Origin of the sequence: uncultured Campylobacter sp., assembly GCF_938045535.1 — a bacterium.
GTDB lineage: Bacteria > Campylobacterota > Campylobacteria > Campylobacterales > Campylobacteraceae > Campylobacter_B.
In genome coordinates this window covers 1-18,480 of the sequence record NZ_CALIMQ010000183.1, presented here as the reverse complement: position 1 = coordinate 18,480, position 18,480 = coordinate 1, and the positions used below count along the sequence as shown (strand labels likewise).

Below are 18,480 nucleotides of genomic sequence, written 5' to 3'. Positions count from 1 at the left end.
CATCCGCCATCTTATCGAGCACGGAGTTGTAGCGATTTACGAGCAGTATCGCGAGCGCCGAAAAGCAAAAGCCCGGCAGCAGCTCGTAAACGACCGCCGAAAGCCCCGATAAGATCCAACAAATTACCGTGATACCGCCTACGAGCATACCCACCAAAGCCGAGAGCGCGCTCATCTTTTTAGAATACAGGCTGAAAAGCAGCACCGCGCCAAAGCTCGCGCCAAATCCCGCCCAAGCGTTACCCACGACGTTTAGCACCGTATCGTTTGAGCCAAACGCCAAGATCGCGGCGACCGCGGCGATGATCACGACGGCGATACGGCTGCTTAGCGTCTGCGTGCGCTCGCTCACCTCTTTTTTATAAAACGCGAAGATAAAATCCTTCGTAACCGCGCTCGCGCTTACCAAAAGCTGACTTGAGATGGTGCTCATAATCGCCGCCAGCACCGCAGAGATTATGACGCCTAGGACAAATGGATGAAAGAAAATTTTGCCAAGCTCTAGGAAAATTTTTTCGGGATCGTCTATGCTAAGGCCCTTTTGCGAAAAATAGACAAAACCGATTAGGCCGCTAAGCATCGCGCCTACTAACCCTAGTACCATCCACGAAATTCCGATGCGGCGCGCGCTATCAAGCTCACTCGAGCTTCTAATCGCCATAAAGCGCACGATGATGTGCGGCTGCCCGAAGTATCCGAGCCCCCAGGCAAGCAGACCTAAAACGCCCAAGAAGCTTTGATTGTAAAATAGATCTAAGTGGCTCGCGCCGTAGAGCCGCACCTGCGCCAAAAAGGAGCTGTCTGCAGGGATCTGCAACGCGCGATAAGAAAACAGAGGGATCAAAATAAGCACCGCAAACATCAGCGCGCCCTGAAATGTGTCAGTAATCGCGACGGCCTTAAATCCGCCGAAAAAGGTATAAAACACGACGATTAAGATCGTAGCGACCGCGCCGTAGGTGAAATTTAGCCCGAAAAAACTCTCAAAGGTCTTGCCGCCTGCAATGATGCCGCTGCTTACATAGAGCGTAAAAAATATGATGATCAAAAGCCCGGAGATAATGCGAAGCGTCTTGGTGCGGTCTTTAAAGCGGTTTTCTAAAAAATCCGGGATCGTGACGCTGTCGCTTGCTACCTCGGTGTAAATTCTAAGCCTTTTTGCAAGAAATTTATAATTGCACCACGCGCCCACGCAAAGTCCTAGGGCGATCCAGATATTGCAAATCCCCGTTGCGAACATCGCGCCCGGCACCCCCAAAAGCATCCAGCCGCTCATATCGCTAGCGCCCGCGCTAAGCGCCGTTACGAATGGGCCCAAGCGGCGATTATCGAGCAGATACTCGCTTAAGCTCGCATTCTTGTCATAATAATACCTACCTATAAAAATAAGCGCGCCGAAATATATCGCGATTGCGCAATAGGTCCAAAAGCTCATCGTTGCCTCCTTTTAAAAAAGCTAATTTTACTCTATTTCAAATAAAATTTTACTTTCGGAATTTAGCCAGATTTTAACGAAATTTTAGTATTCTTGCCGTTTAAATTTTAAGAAAAAGGCGCCTTGGTTGAACGAGAAAATTTTAAAGGTCGTATTTGTTTTGACTGTAATCGCCGTGGGGCTTTATTTCACCTATCCCGAACTGAGCGAAGCGCAAAAAATTTCATACGCCAAAAGTTACGGCATCACTCTTATTTTGACCTCCGGCGGCATTGTGATCGGTATCGCATTAGGATTTATGCTGGCATTTTTAAAATTTCTAAACAATAAATTTTTAAGCTTCATTATCGACGAATACGTAGACATCATCCGCGGAACTCCGATCGTTATCCAGCTGATGGTGTTCGTATTTATTATCTTTGCTACGTGGAGCAATAATATCGCAGCTGCGATCTTCGCGCTGGGGCTTAATAGCTCCGCCTACGTCGCAGAGATAGTGCGCAGCGGCATAAACAGCGTCGATCGCGGCCAGATGGAAGCTGCGCGCGCGATGGGGCTAGGCTACGGTACGGCGATGAAAGAGATCGTCTTTCCGCAGGCGATAAAAAACATTTTGCCCGCGCTTGCGAATGAGTTTATTAGCCTTTTTAAAGAAACCTCGGTCGTGGGTCTCGTAGCAATTACCGATCTTACGTTTTTTTCAAAAAGTATGCAGGCGGCGCTTTATACCGTCCAGCCGATACTTTTTGCGGCGGTGATCTACTATGCGAGCGTGAAATTTTTCTCACTTTTGGTAAAAATGCTGGAGAGAAGGTTAAATAGAAATGATTGAGATCTCGAATTTAACGAAATACTACGGCGAACTGCTCGTTTTAGACGACATTAGCAAGACGATAAATAAAGGCGATATCGTAGCGATAATCGGCCCTAGCGGCGGAGGTAAATCGACGTTTTTGCGCTGTTTAAATTTACTCGAAACCCCGACTAGTGGCACGATCAAAATAGACGGCAAGAACGTGACGGACAAAAACACCGACATTAACGCGATCCGCCGCAAGGTAAGCATGGTGTTTCAGCATTTCAACCTCTTTGCAAATAAAAACGTGCTGGAAAATTTAACTCTAGCGCCCATAAAAGCGGGTATCTATACTAAAGAACAAGCCTACGCAAAAGCAGAGGAGCTGCTGCAAAAGGTCGGTCTTAGTGATAAGGCCTATACTTATCCACACAAGCTTAGCGGCGGGCAAAAGCAACGCATCGCAATCGCTAGAAGTTTGGCGGTAAATCCGGACGTGATTTTATTCGACGAGCCTACCTCGGCACTAGATCCCGAGATGATCGGCGAGGTGTTAGGTATAATGAAAGAGGTCGCCAAAGAGGGCATTACGATGCTTGTGGTAACTCATGAGATGGGCTTTGCACGCAATGTCGCAAATAGGATTTTTTTTATGGAGGGCGGCAAGATCGCTGTGGACGATACGCCTAAAAACGTATTTGAAAATCCGCAAAATCCGAGATTAAAAGAATTTTTAAATAAAATTTTAAACCACTAAAGGAGAGGGAAATGAAAAAATTTATTAGATTTCTAGTTGCGGGCGCTTTGCTTTGCGGCTCGCTGGTCGCTAAGGACATCACCAAAGATACGCTCATCGTAGGCACGAACGCCGAGTATCCGCCGTTTGAGTTCGTGGATGAAAACTCCAAAGTCACGGGCTTTGATATGGATCTAGTAGCCGAGCTTGCCAAGCGCGCGGGTGTGAAATATGAAATTTTAAATATGAGTTTTGACGGGCTAATCCCTGCGATTAAAAGCGGCAAAATCGATATGATCGCCTCGGGAATGAGCGCGACGCCGGCTCGTAAAAAGGCTATCGATTTCACAAATCCTTACTACAAGGTCGAAAATTTATATGTCAAGCGTAAGGACGATAGCTCGTTAAATTCCAAGTCGGATCTGCAGGGCAAGCGCCTTGCCGCGCAGCTAGGCACCATTCAAGAGCTTGCGATCAGAGATATCAAAGGTGCCGAGGTTAGCGCTACGGAGAACGTTTTTGTAGCCGTCATGTCGCTGAAAAACAAAAAGATCGATGCGCTTTGCGTGGATTCGTCCGTAGGCTACGAATATCTTAAGAAAAATGACGATCTAACCGCATTTTTTAAAGAATCCGACGGCAGCGAGGGCTTTTCGATCGCATTTGATAAGGGCAAGTATCCCGAGCTGCTAGCTAAGTTTAATGCAGCGCTTGAGGAGATGAAAAAAGACGGAAGCTACGAAAAGCTTTTGGAAAAGTATAATTTAAAATAATCCGCAAAATTTAGGCGCAAATTCCTCTCATAGAATTTGCGCCGTCTAAGAGGAATCCTATGAAAAAGATATTTTTGACACTTGCGATTTTGCTCTGCACGCAGAGCTTTGCGGAGCAAAAAGACAGATACGGCATCGCTGCGTTTGCAGGTCTTGGCAATGACGGCAGAAGCTTCGTTTTTACCTTCAGAAAGGCTCAAAAAGATCGTTTCTTCCCCTGCGACTTAAAAAATTTAAACATAATCGCCGCGGGCGCTTCTAGATGCATAACGGACGCTAAGGAGCTTAAAAAATTCGACAAAGAATATAAAAAAGCTCTCGAGTCCGTGATAAAACCCGGCAAGCGCTACTACGTAAATTTAATCGATCGCGGCAATGACGCCTATGTCTGCGACGCAAGCGATCCTAAAAGCAATCTGCGATTAGACCTAGTGGCAGCAGGATTTGCCGTGCCGACAACCGACGATAGCGAACTTCTTTTAAAAGCCGCTGAGGAGGCCAAAGAGGCCAAGCGCGGAATGTATAGCGCAAAATTTTACGATATCACTAACTGCATCCTAAACGGCGTGCCGATACCTAAAAAAGACGAGGATAGATGAGCGAAATTTATGCGCTTAGCGACGATGCCTTAACGCCGCCGCAAACTATCTTTTCGCAGATAGATGAAATTTTGCGCTGCGGCGTAAAGCTCGTGCAGTACCGCAGCAAGCTCGCCGCGTTGGATGAAGCTTTAATCCGCTCTCTCATCGACCTTTGCGAGGATTACGGCGCCAAACTCATCATAAACGACGATGCGGCGCTTGCCAAAAAGCTCGGCGCGCACGGCGTGCATATCGGAAAGGACGATAGCGAGACGGCGCAGGTGCGCGAGTTTTTAGGCGCGGATAAGATCGTCGGCGTTAGCTGCTACGCTGATCTTGCTCGAGCTAGGCAGGCCGAGGCACAGGGCGCTAGCTACGTAGCCTTCGGCTCGCTCAGGCGCGGCAAGACAAAGCCTGATGCGCCGCTTTGCCCCGATGCGCTCGTGCAAGAGGCGCGAAAATCTTTAAACCTCCCAATCGCCGTAATCGGCGGGATAAACTTAGAAAATTTAAATGAAATTTTAGCCCTCAAGCCGGATTATATCGCTATGGTAGAGGCGATCTACAGACCCGCTTCGATCACGCAGAATTTAGCAAATTTAAAGGAAAAAATGGATGAATATATTTGACGCCGTGATTTTAGGCATCGTCGAGGGGCTGACTGAGTTTCTGCCCGTAAGCTCAACCGGGCACATGATCCTAGCTGCGAAACTGATGGGTTTGCAGCAGACCGACACGCTTAAATGCTTCGAGGTCGTTATCCAGCTAGGCTCGATCCTAGCAGTCGTCGCGATGTTTTACAAGCGGCTTTTGGTCGATTTTAAGCTCTGGTGCAAACTTATCGTGGGCTTCATACCCACTGCAGCGATCGGCTTTTTGCTCTATAAAAGCATCAAATCTCTATTTGCGCCGCAGACCGTCGCCTACGCGCTGATCGGCTGGGGTATTATTTTTATCGCGGTCGAGCTCTTTCGCAAGGCGCGCCCGAGAGAAAGCGAGCTAGAGCATCTGGATCAAATTTCATACGTTCAGGCCTTTATCATCGGACTTTCGCAATGTTTTGCGATGGTGCCGGGCACTTCGCGCAGCGGCGCTACCATCATCGCAGGGCTTTTGTGCGGGCTAAGCAGGAACCTAGCCGCGCGCTTTAGCTTCCTGCTCGCGATCCCTACGATGTTTGCGGCGACCTTTTACGACACCTATAAAAATTTAGACACCTTCGCGCAAAACTCCTCTAATATCACGACCTTTCTCGTAGGCGGCGTAGTGGCGTTCGTCGTGGCGCTTGCGGCGATCAAGCTATTTCTAAGCTTCGTCTCGAAGTTCGATTTCATCCCGTTTGGAATTTATAGAATTCTAATCGGCGCCATCTTTTTCATCTTCGTTTTTTAAACGCAATCATCAAAGGAATTTCATGAGCCTTGCAAAAAATATCGGCGCATTTTTGAGAGATAGATTTAGCCTCCTATCGGTATTCGGCGGCGCGGTGCTAAACGCATACGCGCTAGTTTTAGTATTAAATTTAGCCCTAGGGTTGCTTCTTATCGCGCGCGGCAGCGAGCTGCTCTCTGCGCAGGCGCTGTTTTTCGTGGCGTCTGCGATCTGCGGCGTGACGATACTTTTTTTCGCGCTTTACGCGCTTAGCTTTTACAGCGCCAGGCTATATAAAATTCTCGCCTTTGCACTTCTGGCGCTAAACGTAGCCTTCGCGATCGCTCAGATTTTTTTGATCTTTAGCCTGGAGCTTACCTACTCGCACGGCACGCTGGACGCGCTAGTGCAAACTACGCCCAAGGAGGCCTTTGAGTTCGCGCATGCGTTTTTAAATTTTAAGCTTATCGCGGCTTTTTTGGCGCTTTTAATTTTCGTCATCACCGCTCTTAGGCTTAGAGTGAGCCAGCGAGTGCGGATGAAGCTATGTCACGCGATAAAGATAGCCTTTTTGCTTAGCTTGCTTGTTTTTATCGCGCATGCGGCGTTTAAAAGCTACGTAGCCAAAAGCTCGAAAATGCGCGCCAGCATCATAATCGCACTGAATAAAATTCCGATTTATAACTTTGCTTTCGTTACGAAGGATTATTTCGGCGCCGATTTTAAAAGCGTGCGCGAGCTGCAAGCCGGATACCAAAGCATTTACGCCTCACATTCGCATAAAACAGCGCCAAACCGCATCTCAAACGTCGTTTTCATTATCGGAGAGAGCCTGCAGCGAAATTTCATGAGCCTATACGGCTACTATCTGCCCACCACGCCGAATCTGCAAGCGCTTGAGCAAAGCGGAAATTTAATTGCCTTTAGCGACGTCGTCTCGCCGGGTGCCAAGACCAACGACGTATTAAAATACGTGCTAAATTTCGGAAATTACGAGAGCGAAAAGCAGCGCCCGTGGAACGCCAACCTCGACATCGTAAATCTCGCGCGGCTGGCAAACTACGAGACCTTTTGGATCAGTAACCAGGAGCGCTACGGACAGTGGGCGGTCGCAAGCGGCGCGAGTGCGCAGATGACGGATCATTCGGACTTTACGAATCAAATCCCGGTTTACAAATACGCCTACTCGCTCGACGAAGTTATGCTTCCTAGCATAAAAAATTTCAAATCGGGCGCGAAAAGATCGCCTCTTGCGCGTAAGGACGAAAGCTCCGCCGCAGAGGTAAACGGTACGCAGAAAAAGGATAAATTTTTCATCCTTCATCTAATGGGCTCGCACCCGAGCTACGAGTTTCGCTATCCAAAAAGCTTTGCCAAATTTAGCGCCGCAGATATCTCGCGCGAGCCACTTGATGAGGGGCAGAAAAAAGAGCTCGCGCACTACCTAAACACCGTGGCTTATAATGATTTTATAGTAAGCGAAATTTATAAAATTTTCGCAGGCGACAACACGCTGATAGTCTATTTTAGCGACCACGCCCAGAGCCTTTATCAGTACCGCGGCAAGCTAATCCACGGCGGCATCAACCGCTTCACGCTCGAAATCCCGCTGATTTTCATGGCGTCGGATAAATTTAAAGAGCAAAACGCTGATCTTTGGGCGCGCATCGCCGCAGCCAAAAATAGGCCGTTTTTAAACGACGATCTCATCCACGCGATCGCGGAAATTTTAGAGATGACCGAGCTGCCCGAATACGATCCCGCTCGCTCGGTGATCAATGCTGATTTTAACGCCTCGCGTCCGCGCATCATCGAGGGGGTCGATTACGATAAGGTTTACAAGCTGCAGAAAGAATTCGGCGAGTAAATTCGGTGAAATTTTGCGCCTTTTAGCTACGTAAAATTTCACCTCTTAAGATTTGCACTCTTATCGCAACTGCTTGCGCCTTAATTTAGCTTTCGCGGGTGCGGCCGCGTCAATTTCCGCCGCCACGAGCTCTGCGATAAAATTTCTCGCCGCGGAAGTCTGTCGAGTAAAATTCGGCTTTGTAAAATTTCAAAATTTGGCGGCTAAAATTTCACGACGCAGAATTTTCCATGCGTTCACGAAATATAAAATTTGCAAAGCTCGTTCGAATAGCGAAATTTTGAAATTTAGGAATTTTAAAATCTGGCGGTGTAAAAATTTATCCGCGCAGCATGGAATTTTACCGCTCAAATTTCACGGCGCAAAACTCCTCAGCACAAAATTTACCGCCAGAATTCAGCTCGCAAATTTAAAATTTCAAAATACTAAACCGCAAAATTTTATGTCGAAAAATTTCGCGTCCCAATCGGCACGGAGTATCTGCTGCCCGAGCCGCGCATAAAATTCTACGCTTCAAAATTCCAAGTCATAAAATTTTACGCTACGAAATTCCACCGACAAAATTTTATGTCGCAAAACTCCGCGCCGTGAAATTTAAAAGCGGCTCTTGCTACAAAATTTCGCGAGCTTAATTTACGCTACCGCAGCGATATTTGCCCGCTACGAAGGTGATTTTATCACGGATCTGAGCGATCTGTCTTAGCGCCTCCGCCAAGAAATCCACGTCACTTTCGTCGTGGATGAACGAGAAGCTAGCCCGCACCCAAGCGGGTTTGCGCGACATTTCGGTATCGGGCTGTAAGCCGAGCAGATCAAAGCCGTAAGGTGCTGCACAGTCGCAGCCTGCGCGGGTCTGGATCTCAAATTTCTGCCCGAGCACCCCGGCTAGCGCGTCCGCGCCGAGCCCTTGCATATTAAAAGCAAAGATCGGCACGCGCGGCGCGGTGAGATTGCCGTAAATTTCAATCTCGGGGATTTTTGAAATTTCGCTTATGAAGCGCCTGTAAATAGCCTCTTCGCGCGATTTGATCGCCTCTAGCCCCACGCTTTTGCGAAGCTTTAGAGCAAGATAGGTTCGTACCAGCGCGATGATGCCCGGCGTGCCCGCCTCCTCCAAGCGCTCCTTATCGATTATAAAGCGCTGCGTTAGGGCATCTGCGTATTTGATCGTGCCGCCTCCCGCGAATGTCGGCTCCTCACCGCGCAAAAGCTCCTTTCGCACCGCCAAAATCCCGCTAGCGCCCACGCCGCCCAAAAGCTTGTGTGCGCCGAAAAACATGCCGTCGCAAAAGCCGAGATCTACGTTTTCGTGCGCGATGAGCGCGCTAGCGTCCACGAACAGCCGCCCGCCGTGCGCCTTAAGCATCAAGTAAGCGCGCTTGTAGTCAAGCTTAAGACCCGTCACGTTCGATGCCGCGGTAAGTACGCCGTAAATTTCGCGTCCTTTGTTTGCGGATAAAATTTCGCCCAGCCGCGAAAAATCCATCAGCCCACTTGGATCCAGTGGCACGCGCACGACCTCGCAAAGCCCCTGTCTTAGGCTAATTTCAACTGAGTGGTGCTCAAAAGGCGAGATGATGAAAAGCGGCAGCTCTTTTATGCTCTCGCGCCGCAAGCCGAGCCTGTCTCGCGTCGCTGGCGGCAGGTAGATGCCTAAAATTTCCCAGAGCTTCTTTATCGCCGCAGTCGCGCCAAATCCGCACGAGATCAAATAGTAGCGCTCTTCGCAGCCTAGAAGCTCTTTGATTTTGGCCCTTGCGTTTTCGTAGTAATCGCTCGTAATCTCGGCGCTCTCTCCGCCTGCGGAGTGGACGTTGGCGTATGTTACAAGCACGCGCTCGATCTCCGCTTCTATAGGGCGATATGCAAGCCCAGACGCGGCAAAATCGAAGTATTTAATCCCCTCTTTTAAGATGATGTTTTCTTTGATCGTTTGAAAATCCAAAGCGCGACTCCAAAATTTTTGCAAATTATATCCAAACTCGCTAAAATTACGCCCGCAAGGAGGGCGAAATTTACGAGTTAAAAGACACTGCGCGAAATTTAGGCGATGTTGGTATCGACGCGATTTTGCAGTTTCATTTCGTATTTGACGAGATAGGTTGCATAAGCGGCTACGCGGACGTTTTCGAAGCGATCGAAAATGAAATTTTGCTCTGCTTTGAACGTCTCGGCGAGCGTTTTAAATTCGGCGGCGAGTGCGAAGAGCAGATCAAAAAAGCGCTGATGAAATTCGCTAGAAGCGACCGCAAAAAAATAGGAATTTCAAAAATCTTGCCGCGATTTACGGCGCAAAAAATCACCGCAGATCTCATAAACGCGAAGTTTTTAATCACCGAAAAATCAAGCGAGCAAAGAGCGCAAAAAGCCCGCAAAAACGACCGCCTACCGCGCGCACTGCGCCGCTACCATATCACCGACAAAGTCCATTTTAGCAGCAACTTTGCGAGGTTTTGGTTTAGATTTATCGAGCCGAACCTGCCCGCGCTACGCCACGGCGAGATAGGGCGCGTGCTAAGCCTGATCAAAGCAGATTTCAACGCCTACGCTGGGCTCGGGTTTGAAATTTTAAGCAAAGAGCTGCTCGCGAAGTATCTAAATTTAGAGATTTCGCAAATTTCGAGCTTTTGGAACAAAGAGGTCGAGATCGACATCTACGCGAAATTTGAGAGCTTTTGCGTTGCGGGCGAGTGCAAATACAAGGAGCGAAAAATTTCAAAAAACGTGCTAAACGAGCTCATGCTCAAATGCGAAAAAGCGCGCCTCTCGCCCGATTTGCTCGCGCTGTTTTCCAAAAGCGGCTTTAGCGGCGAGCTAGCAAGCCTAAAAAGCGATAAAATTTTACTCTTTTCGCTCGAGGATTTTAAAATTTTACTTTGAGCTGCGCGCCAAAAAAGCCCGATGGTAGCGCATACAATTACACGCCCAAGCAAATCGCTTGGGCGTGCTTTTAGAAGATGTATCGCTTTAAATTTAGAATTGCCGAGTTGCAATCAATATAAATTCCGCCGCTTGAAATTTTAAAGCGGCGGAATTTTGTGAAATTTCAGCTTGCGCGGACGGCTGTGCTGCGCGCGAATTTGCACTACCGCGAGCAAACTCGCGCTGTCCGCGCACAAACCTCGCGCCCTAAATTCCGTAAATTCAGACTATTTTTTCACCTTGATCACGTATGGTACCGATTTGATCACGCCTTTGGAAAAGAGCGTCTTGGTGTCCGCATACACGGCGTCAAGCTCGGCTTTTGAGACGTCCGCATCGCTTACCTGCGCGTCCTTGTTATAGTATTTCTCGATCACGTCGATCGCGCCCTTTTGATCGCTCGGAGAGAGGGCCTTCAGATGCTTTAAAATCAGCGCCGATTTGATAAACGCGCTTTTGCCGTGCACCGGCGCAAAGATCAATTTTACGTTGCTGTTGCGAAGATGCTTCGTGATCCTTTTCATCTCCTCGGCGCAATACGGGCACTCCGGATCGCCCACGATATAGGTCACGTAGGGATTATTTTTATCAAACGACTCGATATAGGCAAATCTCGCGGGATTTATGCTCTTTAGCAGCTCAAGCGCGGCGGTATCCCTGGCGTCCTTTAAAATTTGAGTTCTCATCTTAAATAGCGCCGCATCCGCCCCGTCCGCAAGCTTAGGCTCCTCCGTTACCGCCACTAGGCTTTTGCCATCGTCACTAGCCAAAAAGGCCTCTTTTTTATCGCCCGAGCGGACGATCAGCAAATTTAGCCCGTTTAGCGAGTTTAGCTTGTCGATCGAGATGAGCTGAGCGTTTTTATCATTTAGACTTTGCTTTAGGTTTTTTACGAACTCCGCTTCGTTCGCATTCGCGCCAAGCACAAAAGCCGCACATACAGCCAAAACGTAGATGATTTTTTTCATAGCTTCCCTCCCCTTAAAATTTCGCCAATTATATCAATTTAAAATAAAATTTGTTATAATCGCGCCCTATCAATTTAAGGAGAAATTTATGGCTTATTCAATGGGTGATCTAAAAAAAGGTCTAAAAATCGAGGTGGACGGAATTCCGTTTAAAATCATAGAATACCAACACGTAAAACCGGGAAAAGGGCCTGCTTTCGTGCGCGTTAAAATAAAATCTTTCATAGATGGCAAGGTGCTTGAAAAGACCTTCCATGCGGGCGATAAATGCGAGGCACCGAATCTTGAGGAAAAAGAGATGCAGTACCTCTACGACGACGGCGAGGCGTGCCAGTTTATGGATACCGATAGTTACGAACAGATCGCAATTAGCGACGAGGATGTGGGCGAGGCGAAAAAATGGATGCTAGATGGCATGATGGTAAATATAATGTTTTACAACGGCAAAGCGATCGGCGTGGATGTGCCGCAGGTAGTGGAGCTTAAGATCGTAGAAACTGCGCCGAATTTCCGCGGCGATACGCAGGGTAGTAACAAAAAGCCCGCCACGCTTGAGACCGGCGCCGTGGTACAAATCCCATTTCACGTGCTCGAAGGCGAGGTTATCCGCGTAGATACCGTCCGCGGCGAGTATATCGAGCGCGCAAACAAATAACCCTCCCTGTTTTTGCGAAATTTTGATTTCGCAAAAATTCCTCTTTCTTTTGAAATTTATAAACTCCGAGCAATAAATTTAAACCGCATCGCTGTGTAAATTTGATTAAAATGGCTTTTTAAATTTGCCGAAATGTGGGATAATTTAGTCTAAGCTTTGCGTAGCGCTGATTTGGCAAATTTAGGATTATTTTACGATTAAATTTAGGGATATTAAATTTGAGTATAAACGCCCGAAAGCAAATCTTGCGACCCGCTTTCGGGCTTTGAGCTAGGCTGCAACTTTAATTAGATTTAAAATTTCACCTTCACTTGGGAAACGAGGCTTAGCAAAATCTTTATTGAAGAAAAGCTTTCTGCCGTCAACTTCTACTAGAAAGTCTCCGCTGCCACCAGGGGCCAACTCGACAACTGCATCCTTATAGACGCTTGTTATTTCATCTCTCACACGGAGAGCTTGCGGTCTATAAGATCAAGAATTACAATAAGTAATTACAACCTTCATCTTTATTCCTTTCTAAAAAAGTGCCACATTGTAGCCAAACTAGCTTAAATTTTAATATAAAGGCTCAATTTCGCGCGCCTCAGTATTTAAAATTTACGAGCGAAATTTCGCCGTTTGCATAGCCCTAAATTTCGCTGCTGTGAGCCCAAGGCTAGTCCTCAAATTTTAAAATTTCATCGTAACAGAGATAAAAATCGCAGCCGTGCGCATGGAATTTCTTATCGCCGTGAAAGTGTCCGAAATACCACCGCGCAGGCCTTACGAGCTCAAAGATCCACTCTAAGTACTCAGACGTTTTATCGGGGGTGCTTTTGCCACACCAAAGGTATTCTTTTAAAAATTTCATCGCAAACCACGGCGCCGTGTGGCTTGGCACTGCATCGATCCGCCCGCCCGCGGCGATGAAATCGCGCGCATTTCGCATCGCGCAAGCAAACTCCTCCTCGCTTGGAATCTCGCGCGCCCACCAGCTAAGCCCCGGTATCCGATGCACCTTATCGACGCTAAGCGCGCCGCCGAAACACAAAAATTGTCGCCCTGCAATCTCGTAAATTTCGCCACGCCGCAGCCAAAAAATATTCTCGCCGCCCACGCCCACGGTGCCGCCGAATTTTCGCTCGCGCGGCAGCTGATCCAACATATCGAAATTTTCATGGTTGCCGTCTATGAAAAGAAGCGTGGCGGGGAAATATCTTTCTATGTTTTTACGCGCCATAAACTCGTCTATCCGCTCGCTCCAAAATAGCCCGAAATCTCCGAGCACGATGACGAAATCATCGGTGCTAAGCCCGCCCGCAAAGGCTTTGTTCGTTATTTTACCGATCTCGTTTATTCCGTGCGTATCGCCGCAAAGATATATCATCTGCTTCCTTTTTTGCTTCTTAAATTTAGCTCGCCGCGCTTTGTCGCAACCCATGCGAATGAAATTTTAAGCGCTAAATTTTACGCAGCGCACACCGCACAGACCTTTCGCCCCTAGCCGTAACCACATAAATTTAATCCAAATTAAAAGCGTAAATTTAGGCGACGTATTTTAAAAGCACAGGCATCAAGCCTATCGACGCGTAAATTTAAAGCCGCAGCTTCTGATTTAAATTTCGCGGCGCGGATCTAAGCGGCGAAATCCAAGTAGGCGCAGCTTTGCTTACTGCCGCTAAATTTTAAATTTAGCGACGAACTTTGTAAATTCCACAACAAGCCGCCTAAATTTAAAGATTAAATTTAAAGCCTGCCGCGCAATTTCGTTGCCAGCGCGGCGCCGATTTTTTCGTAGCCCTCTTTTTGTAAGTGGATCTCGTCTGGGCGGATAAGCCCGCGCTCGCGCCAGCCGCGCCAGCCGCCATCCTCATCCATAAGACCGGCTATGTCGTAAAACATCGCCCCTTCGTCTCGCGCCAGATGCGCTAGCACCTCCGCAGCGCGTGAGGCGTTTGGCACTTTAGGGCTTCGCGGCGGCGCTACGAGCAGGATTTTCGCACCGGGAGCTGCAGAGCGGACAGAGCGAAGCAGCCCGGGCTCGCGGAGTGGACGCTACGGATAAGTCCGCGGATGCTCTGATAAAATTTTTGCTCGTCAAAGCGCGGATCCATCGCATCGTTTGTGCCGTAAGCGATGACTACGAGATCGTACCTAAGTCCCGAAAAATCCCTACCAAAGGCATCTGCACCCCATTTTTCGTAGAGGTTGCTAAACGCGCCGTTGCTCGCGCAAGAGTCTGCAAAGCGCGCGTTTTTGCGGTAAATTTTATATCCTCCAAGTTCTGCCCCATCACGTAGCGATCGAATTTCGATCGGAAATCTAAGTCGCATCTTAGAATACTCCCATTTCTGCGGCACTTCTTGTGAAATATACGCGCTTAGCCCGCTTGCATCGCGCACGCGAAAAATCTCGCCGCTCTGATCCGATTTATGCAAAATTTCGACGTAAAAATCGCCGCTAAGCTGCTTTAGCTCCAGTCGCACATTAGCGCCCTTTTTGCCGGTAGCGATCACTCCGCATAGTGGAAAATCTGGGTCTTGCTCGGTGCGAGACGAGATCACATTAAAGCCGCTTTGCTTAAATTCTATATTTTCGCTTTTGTGGTATTTAGGCATCATCGCAGGCACGAAGCCGACGCTGTTTTGCACGAAAAAGCCGTGTCTGAAAGCATCTATCAGCGCGTCGCTTCCTAAATGCGAATCGCCAAAAAATTTCACTCCAAAGCCCGCAGAGCTTTTTGCGTTTGCGGAATTTATGCCGCGAACGCCTGCGTTTGCCGCGCATCCGCTTAATAATACGGCAAATAAAATCGCTATAAATTTACTCAACTTCAATCCTTGATAAAATTTCTTTCGCTACCGCTTCGCAACCCTCTTTGCTCATATGAATGCCGTCGTCTTGACGCACGCGCACGAGCCTGGAGCCGCTTTGTAGATAGGTTTTATAGGCGCCTTTTTCGCACACGAGCGGGGTTGTTTGCATAAAATACCCGCCAAGCGCCATACTAGCGTCAGCATATATTTGATTTAGCAGCTGCGTTTTCTCCTCAAAATCCGGCTTTTGCATACACGGCATCGCTAGCCACAGCACTCCTGCACCGTGCGAGTGCGCCGTATCGTAGATCTCGCGCACCCTTGAGGCGTAAAACTCTCGCCAGCGCGGCGTTTTGATGCCGTAGGTCTTGCCGCCTGCGCGGTACTCCCAGACGTCGTTCGCTCCTAGAAGCACGACTACGAGCTTAACGCCGCCATTCTCTCTAAGCGCAGTATCGAGCGTCTTTTGCCAGTCAAAGGACTTTTTGCTCGCAAGCCCCGTAGATTGCTTGCTAAGATCGATCACCCTCAGGCTTCGCTTCGGGAAAAATTTCTTAGCGTTCATCCCCACGTATTGCATCAGGCTATCGCCGATAAAAAGCACCTCATCGCCTGCATTTAGGCGGATTTTGCCATCGTCGCTAAGCGAAATTTTAGCATCAACCTCCACGGAGCTTTGCGTCGTTAAATTCTGCTCCAAAGCCTGCGGAACAGGGAGTTGAGAATCGGAATTCTCGCCGCTTTGCAAGGTTGCGCTTGCCGTGACGGGATTTTGCGGCGCAGCGGAGCTGTGCGGTACAGAGCTTGTTGTAGTCTGGCTTTGTGGCACGGAATTTCGCGAAGTAGAATTTTGAAGGATGGAATTTTGTGTGTAAGGCTCCTGCGCCGAATCGCGCGTCTTTGAATGATGCGTAGAATTATTTAAAGCTGAATTCTTCGCGGCATGGGCTTGCGGCTTGCTACCTTGCGGCTTAACGCTTTGCGAAGCATCGTGATCCCCTGCTTTCGTGCTTTGCAAAGCTTGATTTTCCGCCATACGATCTTGCGCAGGTTTTTTAAAATTTTTGCTTCCGCTATGCGGACTTGCGTCCTCATCCTTGCTAATGTCCTCGCCTTTGATACGCTGCTCAAGCTTATCTGCGCCATTTGCAATCTTTTCGTAGATCTCTCCGCCTACGCGAAACGGTGAGTGGCGCAGCCATTCTTCTAGCCCAAAGTCATCGTGAAATCGCTGCTCCAAATAATAAAGCAGCGAGCCTTGCATAAAAAATGCTGAGAAAAGCAGCGCAAAAATCAGAGTCGAAACAAACCTAAGCATCTAAAATCCTGCGTAGATGAAATTTGGAATTCCGCTTGGCATCAGCGCGAAAATCAGCGTGAATATCACGCCGAGCACGAGAGCTTTAGGTAAAAACGGCAGCTCGGCAAAAAGCGCGATCAAAGTATCTTTAAGAGCTGAAATTTTAGGATAAACAAAAATCCCCGCTAAAATCACCGCAAGCGCCGCTAGCTCGCTAATATCTCCGAAAGCTCGTGCGCGGGCAAAAGCGCCCAAAATCGCCGCCGCATCTGTAAGAGAATTGGCAAAAAAAATCCAAGCGAAACTTACAAAAATATAGGTACAAAATAGTGCCAAATACGGATTTAGCGGCTTTACGCCCACTTTGGCAAGACATTTTAAAAATACAAGCGCTGCTCCGTGCAAAAGTCCCCAAATCAAAAAATTTAATCCCGCACCGTGCCAGATACCAGATAGCGCAAACGCGATTAGCAAATTTACGCAGGTACGTGCAAAACCCCTGCGCGAGCCGCCGAGCGGGATATAAATATAATCGCGTATAAACGTGGATAAGCTGATATGCCAGCGACCCCAAAACTCGCCTAAATTCTTAGCCGCGTAGGGCATATTAAAATTCTGCGGCAGCTTAAAGCCCATCGCAAGCCCAAGCGCCCGCGCCATATCGATAAAGCCGCTAAAATTCGTATAAAGCACCGCGCCATAAAGTAGCAGTGCAGCTAGAATTTGCGCCGCGGAGGACTCAGGCTCGTCGCCGTAAACGCCTGAAATCACATCGCTATAATACGCGCCCAAATAGCCGCTAATAAGCAACATCTTAACTAAGGCAAAAATTATAAGCACATAAATTTCATCGGCATTGCCAAAGTGCTTGAAGCGATCAAACTGCGGCAGTACTGGCTCTACGCCCTTGGCAGCGCTTGCGCGCCCGATAGGGCCCATCACGACGCTAGGAAAAAACGCCAAAAAGCACGCCAGGCTCAAAAAGCCCTGCTCACCGCATTCGCGCCTATAAACCGAGACGAAATAGGTGATCGACATAAAAACATAATATGAAATTCCAAGCGGAAACGCCACGCTATCTACGGCACCTAGGTGAAGCGCAGCAAGCGCAGCATTGAAAAACTCCCTGACGTAGCCGTAATATTTAAAAAATGCGAGAAAAAATAAGCCGCAAGCAACTGCCGCAAGCATCACTGCGCGCGCCTTCGCAGTTGGTAACGGAATCTGCTTCGCTAACCCCACTTTTTGCACCTGCTTTGCTATGCGAGCTTGCTTTGTTACACCCATCTGCTTGGTTGCCGCTTTACGCGAGAGCTTTTTCTTGTGCGAAGACTGCTTTGCGGGCGATATAGCTTTTGCGACTACGCGATTAGCGCGCGCGATACACACCCCTGCAAAATATACGAAGGCACTATAGGCTGCAAGCACCAGCGCAAAGCGTGGATTTACGGAGCACATGAAGCCATAGCTTGCTAACAGGATCAGGATTTTTTGCGCGAAAATATGATTTTTGAGCGTCCAATAAACGATTAAAAACGCTAAAAAAGCAAGGACAAACTCAGGCGAAAAAAATGTCATTCAATCTTTCCAATTTAAATTTTTAAAGCTCTTGCGGCTTTTAAACGCTCGCGGCGCGAAATTTATACGAAGCAAAAAAGCCAAAAACTTTTTTAATCGCTCGCAGCGCGAAATTTTATGCGCAGGCACGGCGGTAGTCACGGCGTTGCGTCGCCAAACACACTAATAAATTTAACGTCCAAATCCTTAGATTCACGGACAGCTTGCATGCAAGCTCTTGCCACGTGAGCAAAATTCCGCCACAATGGCAAAATTTGAAACGCAAATGAGGGCTCGACGCACGAATAAAATTTTTAAACGCGCTGAGTGGTTTGCCATCAAATTCTTACAAAACCTCGCAAACGCAGTCTCGCAAGTTCTACCCGCAGGATTTCAAAATAAGCGCCTTTTAGAATTATGCCATATAAATTAGACGCGATGCCGCTAAAATCCTACGAAATAAAATAAGCTGCCTTTTATCGCAACTATGAGGGCTAAAATCCTACAAAGCAAAATTTTAAAAGCCAAAATTTTGCGGCGATGATAAAATTCCGCCCGTTAAAATCTATCGCGCAAAATTACTAAGCAAAATCCCACTTTAAAGCGCGATAGAAACCATCTAAAGGCTACGCGCCTTATGAGCCAAAATCATGGCTTTTAATTTTTACTGCAAATTGCAGACCTGCGCCGCCATAAAGCCCCTTTTAATTTTGTGGTAGCGTAA

At 48.0% G+C, this 18,480-nt stretch carries 18 protein-coding genes; 9 read left to right on the top strand and 9 right to left on the bottom strand.

Annotation, left to right across the window (positions count from 1 at the left end; all coding sequences use genetic code 11):
- The coding region (gene putP, locus Q0095_RS05750; RefSeq protein ID WP_297882200.1) for a sodium/proline symporter PutP at positions 1-1,435 on the bottom strand (1,435 nt) is incomplete at its 3' end.
- 169 nt (positions 1,436-1,604) lie between these two features.
- On the opposite strand from putP, the gene Q0095_RS05745 reads away from it, so the two are divergent.
- From Q0095_RS05745 to Q0095_RS05715, 7 genes are read left to right on the top strand one after another with little or no spacing between them, the layout of a single operon-like run.
- Entirely contained in the window at positions 1,605-2,267 is a 663-nt protein-coding gene (locus Q0095_RS05745) for an amino acid ABC transporter permease (protein ID WP_297882202.1), read from the top strand.
- Complete coding sequence (locus tag Q0095_RS05740; RefSeq protein ID WP_297882198.1) at positions 2,260-2,988, top strand: amino acid ABC transporter ATP-binding protein; 729 nt, start codon at positions 2,260-2,262, stop codon at positions 2,986-2,988. Before Q0095_RS05745 ends, Q0095_RS05740 begins: the two co-directional genes overlap by 8 nt.
- Before the next feature lie 11 nt (positions 2,989-2,999).
- On the top strand, positions 3,000-3,740 hold the full coding sequence (locus Q0095_RS05735) for a basic amino acid ABC transporter substrate-binding protein (protein ID WP_297882196.1): 741 nt from the start codon (positions 3,000-3,002) through the stop codon (positions 3,738-3,740).
- A 59-nt stretch (positions 3,741-3,799) separates the two neighbouring features.
- Complete coding sequence (locus Q0095_RS05730) at positions 3,800-4,339, top strand: hypothetical protein (protein ID WP_297882194.1); 540 nt, start codon at positions 3,800-3,802, stop codon at positions 4,337-4,339.
- Complete coding sequence (gene thiE / locus Q0095_RS05725; RefSeq protein WP_297882192.1) at positions 4,336-4,950, top strand: thiamine phosphate synthase; 615 nt, start codon at positions 4,336-4,338, stop codon at positions 4,948-4,950. The genes Q0095_RS05730 and thiE overlap by 4 nt, the downstream gene beginning before the upstream one ends.
- On the top strand, positions 4,937-5,713 hold the full coding sequence (locus tag Q0095_RS05720) for an undecaprenyl-diphosphate phosphatase (protein WP_297882190.1): 777 nt from the start codon (positions 4,937-4,939) through the stop codon (positions 5,711-5,713). The genes thiE and Q0095_RS05720 overlap by 14 nt, the downstream gene beginning before the upstream one ends.
- A gap of 22 nt (positions 5,714-5,735) precedes the next feature.
- Positions 5,736-7,559, top strand: a complete 1,824-nt coding sequence (locus Q0095_RS05715; RefSeq protein WP_297882188.1) for a phosphoethanolamine transferase — start codon at positions 5,736-5,738, stop codon at positions 7,557-7,559.
- Positions 7,560-8,187: 628 nt separating this feature from the next.
- Here the strand turns inward: Q0095_RS05715 and Q0095_RS05710 are convergent.
- Complete coding sequence (locus Q0095_RS05710) at positions 8,188-9,504, bottom strand: aminotransferase class V-fold PLP-dependent enzyme (protein ID WP_297882186.1); 1,317 nt, start codon at positions 9,502-9,504, stop codon at positions 8,188-8,190.
- A gap of 125 nt (positions 9,505-9,629) precedes the next feature.
- Here Q0095_RS05710 and Q0095_RS05705 point away from each other — a divergent pair, with 125 nt between their 5' ends.
- On the top strand, positions 9,630-10,439 hold the full coding sequence (locus Q0095_RS05705; protein WP_297882184.1) for a DUF234 domain-containing protein: 810 nt from the start codon (positions 9,630-9,632) through the stop codon (positions 10,437-10,439).
- A gap of 269 nt (positions 10,440-10,708) precedes the next feature.
- Here the strand turns inward: Q0095_RS05705 and Q0095_RS05700 are convergent, their stop codons facing one another.
- Complete coding sequence (locus tag Q0095_RS05700; protein ID WP_297882182.1) at positions 10,709-11,449, bottom strand: hypothetical protein; 741 nt, start codon at positions 11,447-11,449, stop codon at positions 10,709-10,711.
- A gap of 88 nt (positions 11,450-11,537) precedes the next feature.
- Between Q0095_RS05700 and efp the strand changes: the two genes are divergently transcribed.
- Positions 11,538-12,104 (top strand): elongation factor P, encoded by a 567-nt coding sequence (gene efp / locus Q0095_RS05695; protein WP_005871146.1) that lies wholly within the window; start codon positions 11,538-11,540, stop codon positions 12,102-12,104.
- Positions 12,105-12,374: 270 nt separating this feature from the next.
- On the opposite strand, the gene Q0095_RS05690 is transcribed toward efp, so the two are convergent.
- The 6 genes from Q0095_RS05690 to Q0095_RS05665 form a co-directional block, all read right to left on the bottom strand.
- A complete protein-coding gene (locus Q0095_RS05690) occupies positions 12,375-12,608 on the bottom strand; it encodes a SelT/SelW/SelH family (seleno)protein (RefSeq protein ID WP_295098848.1) in 234 nt (77 codons plus the stop codon).
- A gap of 151 nt (positions 12,609-12,759) precedes the next feature.
- Positions 12,760-13,470: a metallophosphoesterase gene (locus Q0095_RS05685; RefSeq protein WP_297882179.1), complete on the bottom strand. Its 711-nt coding sequence runs from the start codon at positions 13,468-13,470 to the stop codon at positions 12,760-12,762.
- Positions 13,471-13,829: 359 nt separating this feature from the next.
- The gene (locus Q0095_RS05680) at positions 13,830-14,045 is read right to left on the bottom strand and encodes a hypothetical protein (protein WP_297882177.1); all 216 of its coding nucleotides are present in this window, start codon (positions 14,043-14,045) and stop codon (positions 13,830-13,832) included.
- 20 nt (positions 14,046-14,065) lie between these two features.
- Positions 14,066-14,914 carry a hypothetical protein gene (locus Q0095_RS05675; RefSeq protein ID WP_297882175.1) on the bottom strand — a complete coding sequence of 283 codons (849 nt, stop codon included), beginning with the start codon at positions 14,912-14,914 and terminating at the stop codon, positions 14,066-14,068.
- Positions 14,907-16,217 (bottom strand): DUF459 domain-containing protein, encoded by a 1,311-nt coding sequence (locus Q0095_RS05670; protein ID WP_297882174.1) that lies wholly within the window; start codon positions 16,215-16,217, stop codon positions 14,907-14,909. Before Q0095_RS05670 ends, Q0095_RS05675 begins: the two co-directional genes overlap by 8 nt.
- Positions 16,218-17,777: an MBOAT family O-acyltransferase gene (locus tag Q0095_RS05665; protein WP_297882171.1), complete on the bottom strand. Its 1,560-nt coding sequence runs from the start codon at positions 17,775-17,777 to the stop codon at positions 16,218-16,220.
- Between the last annotated feature and the right edge of the window lie 703 nt (positions 17,778-18,480).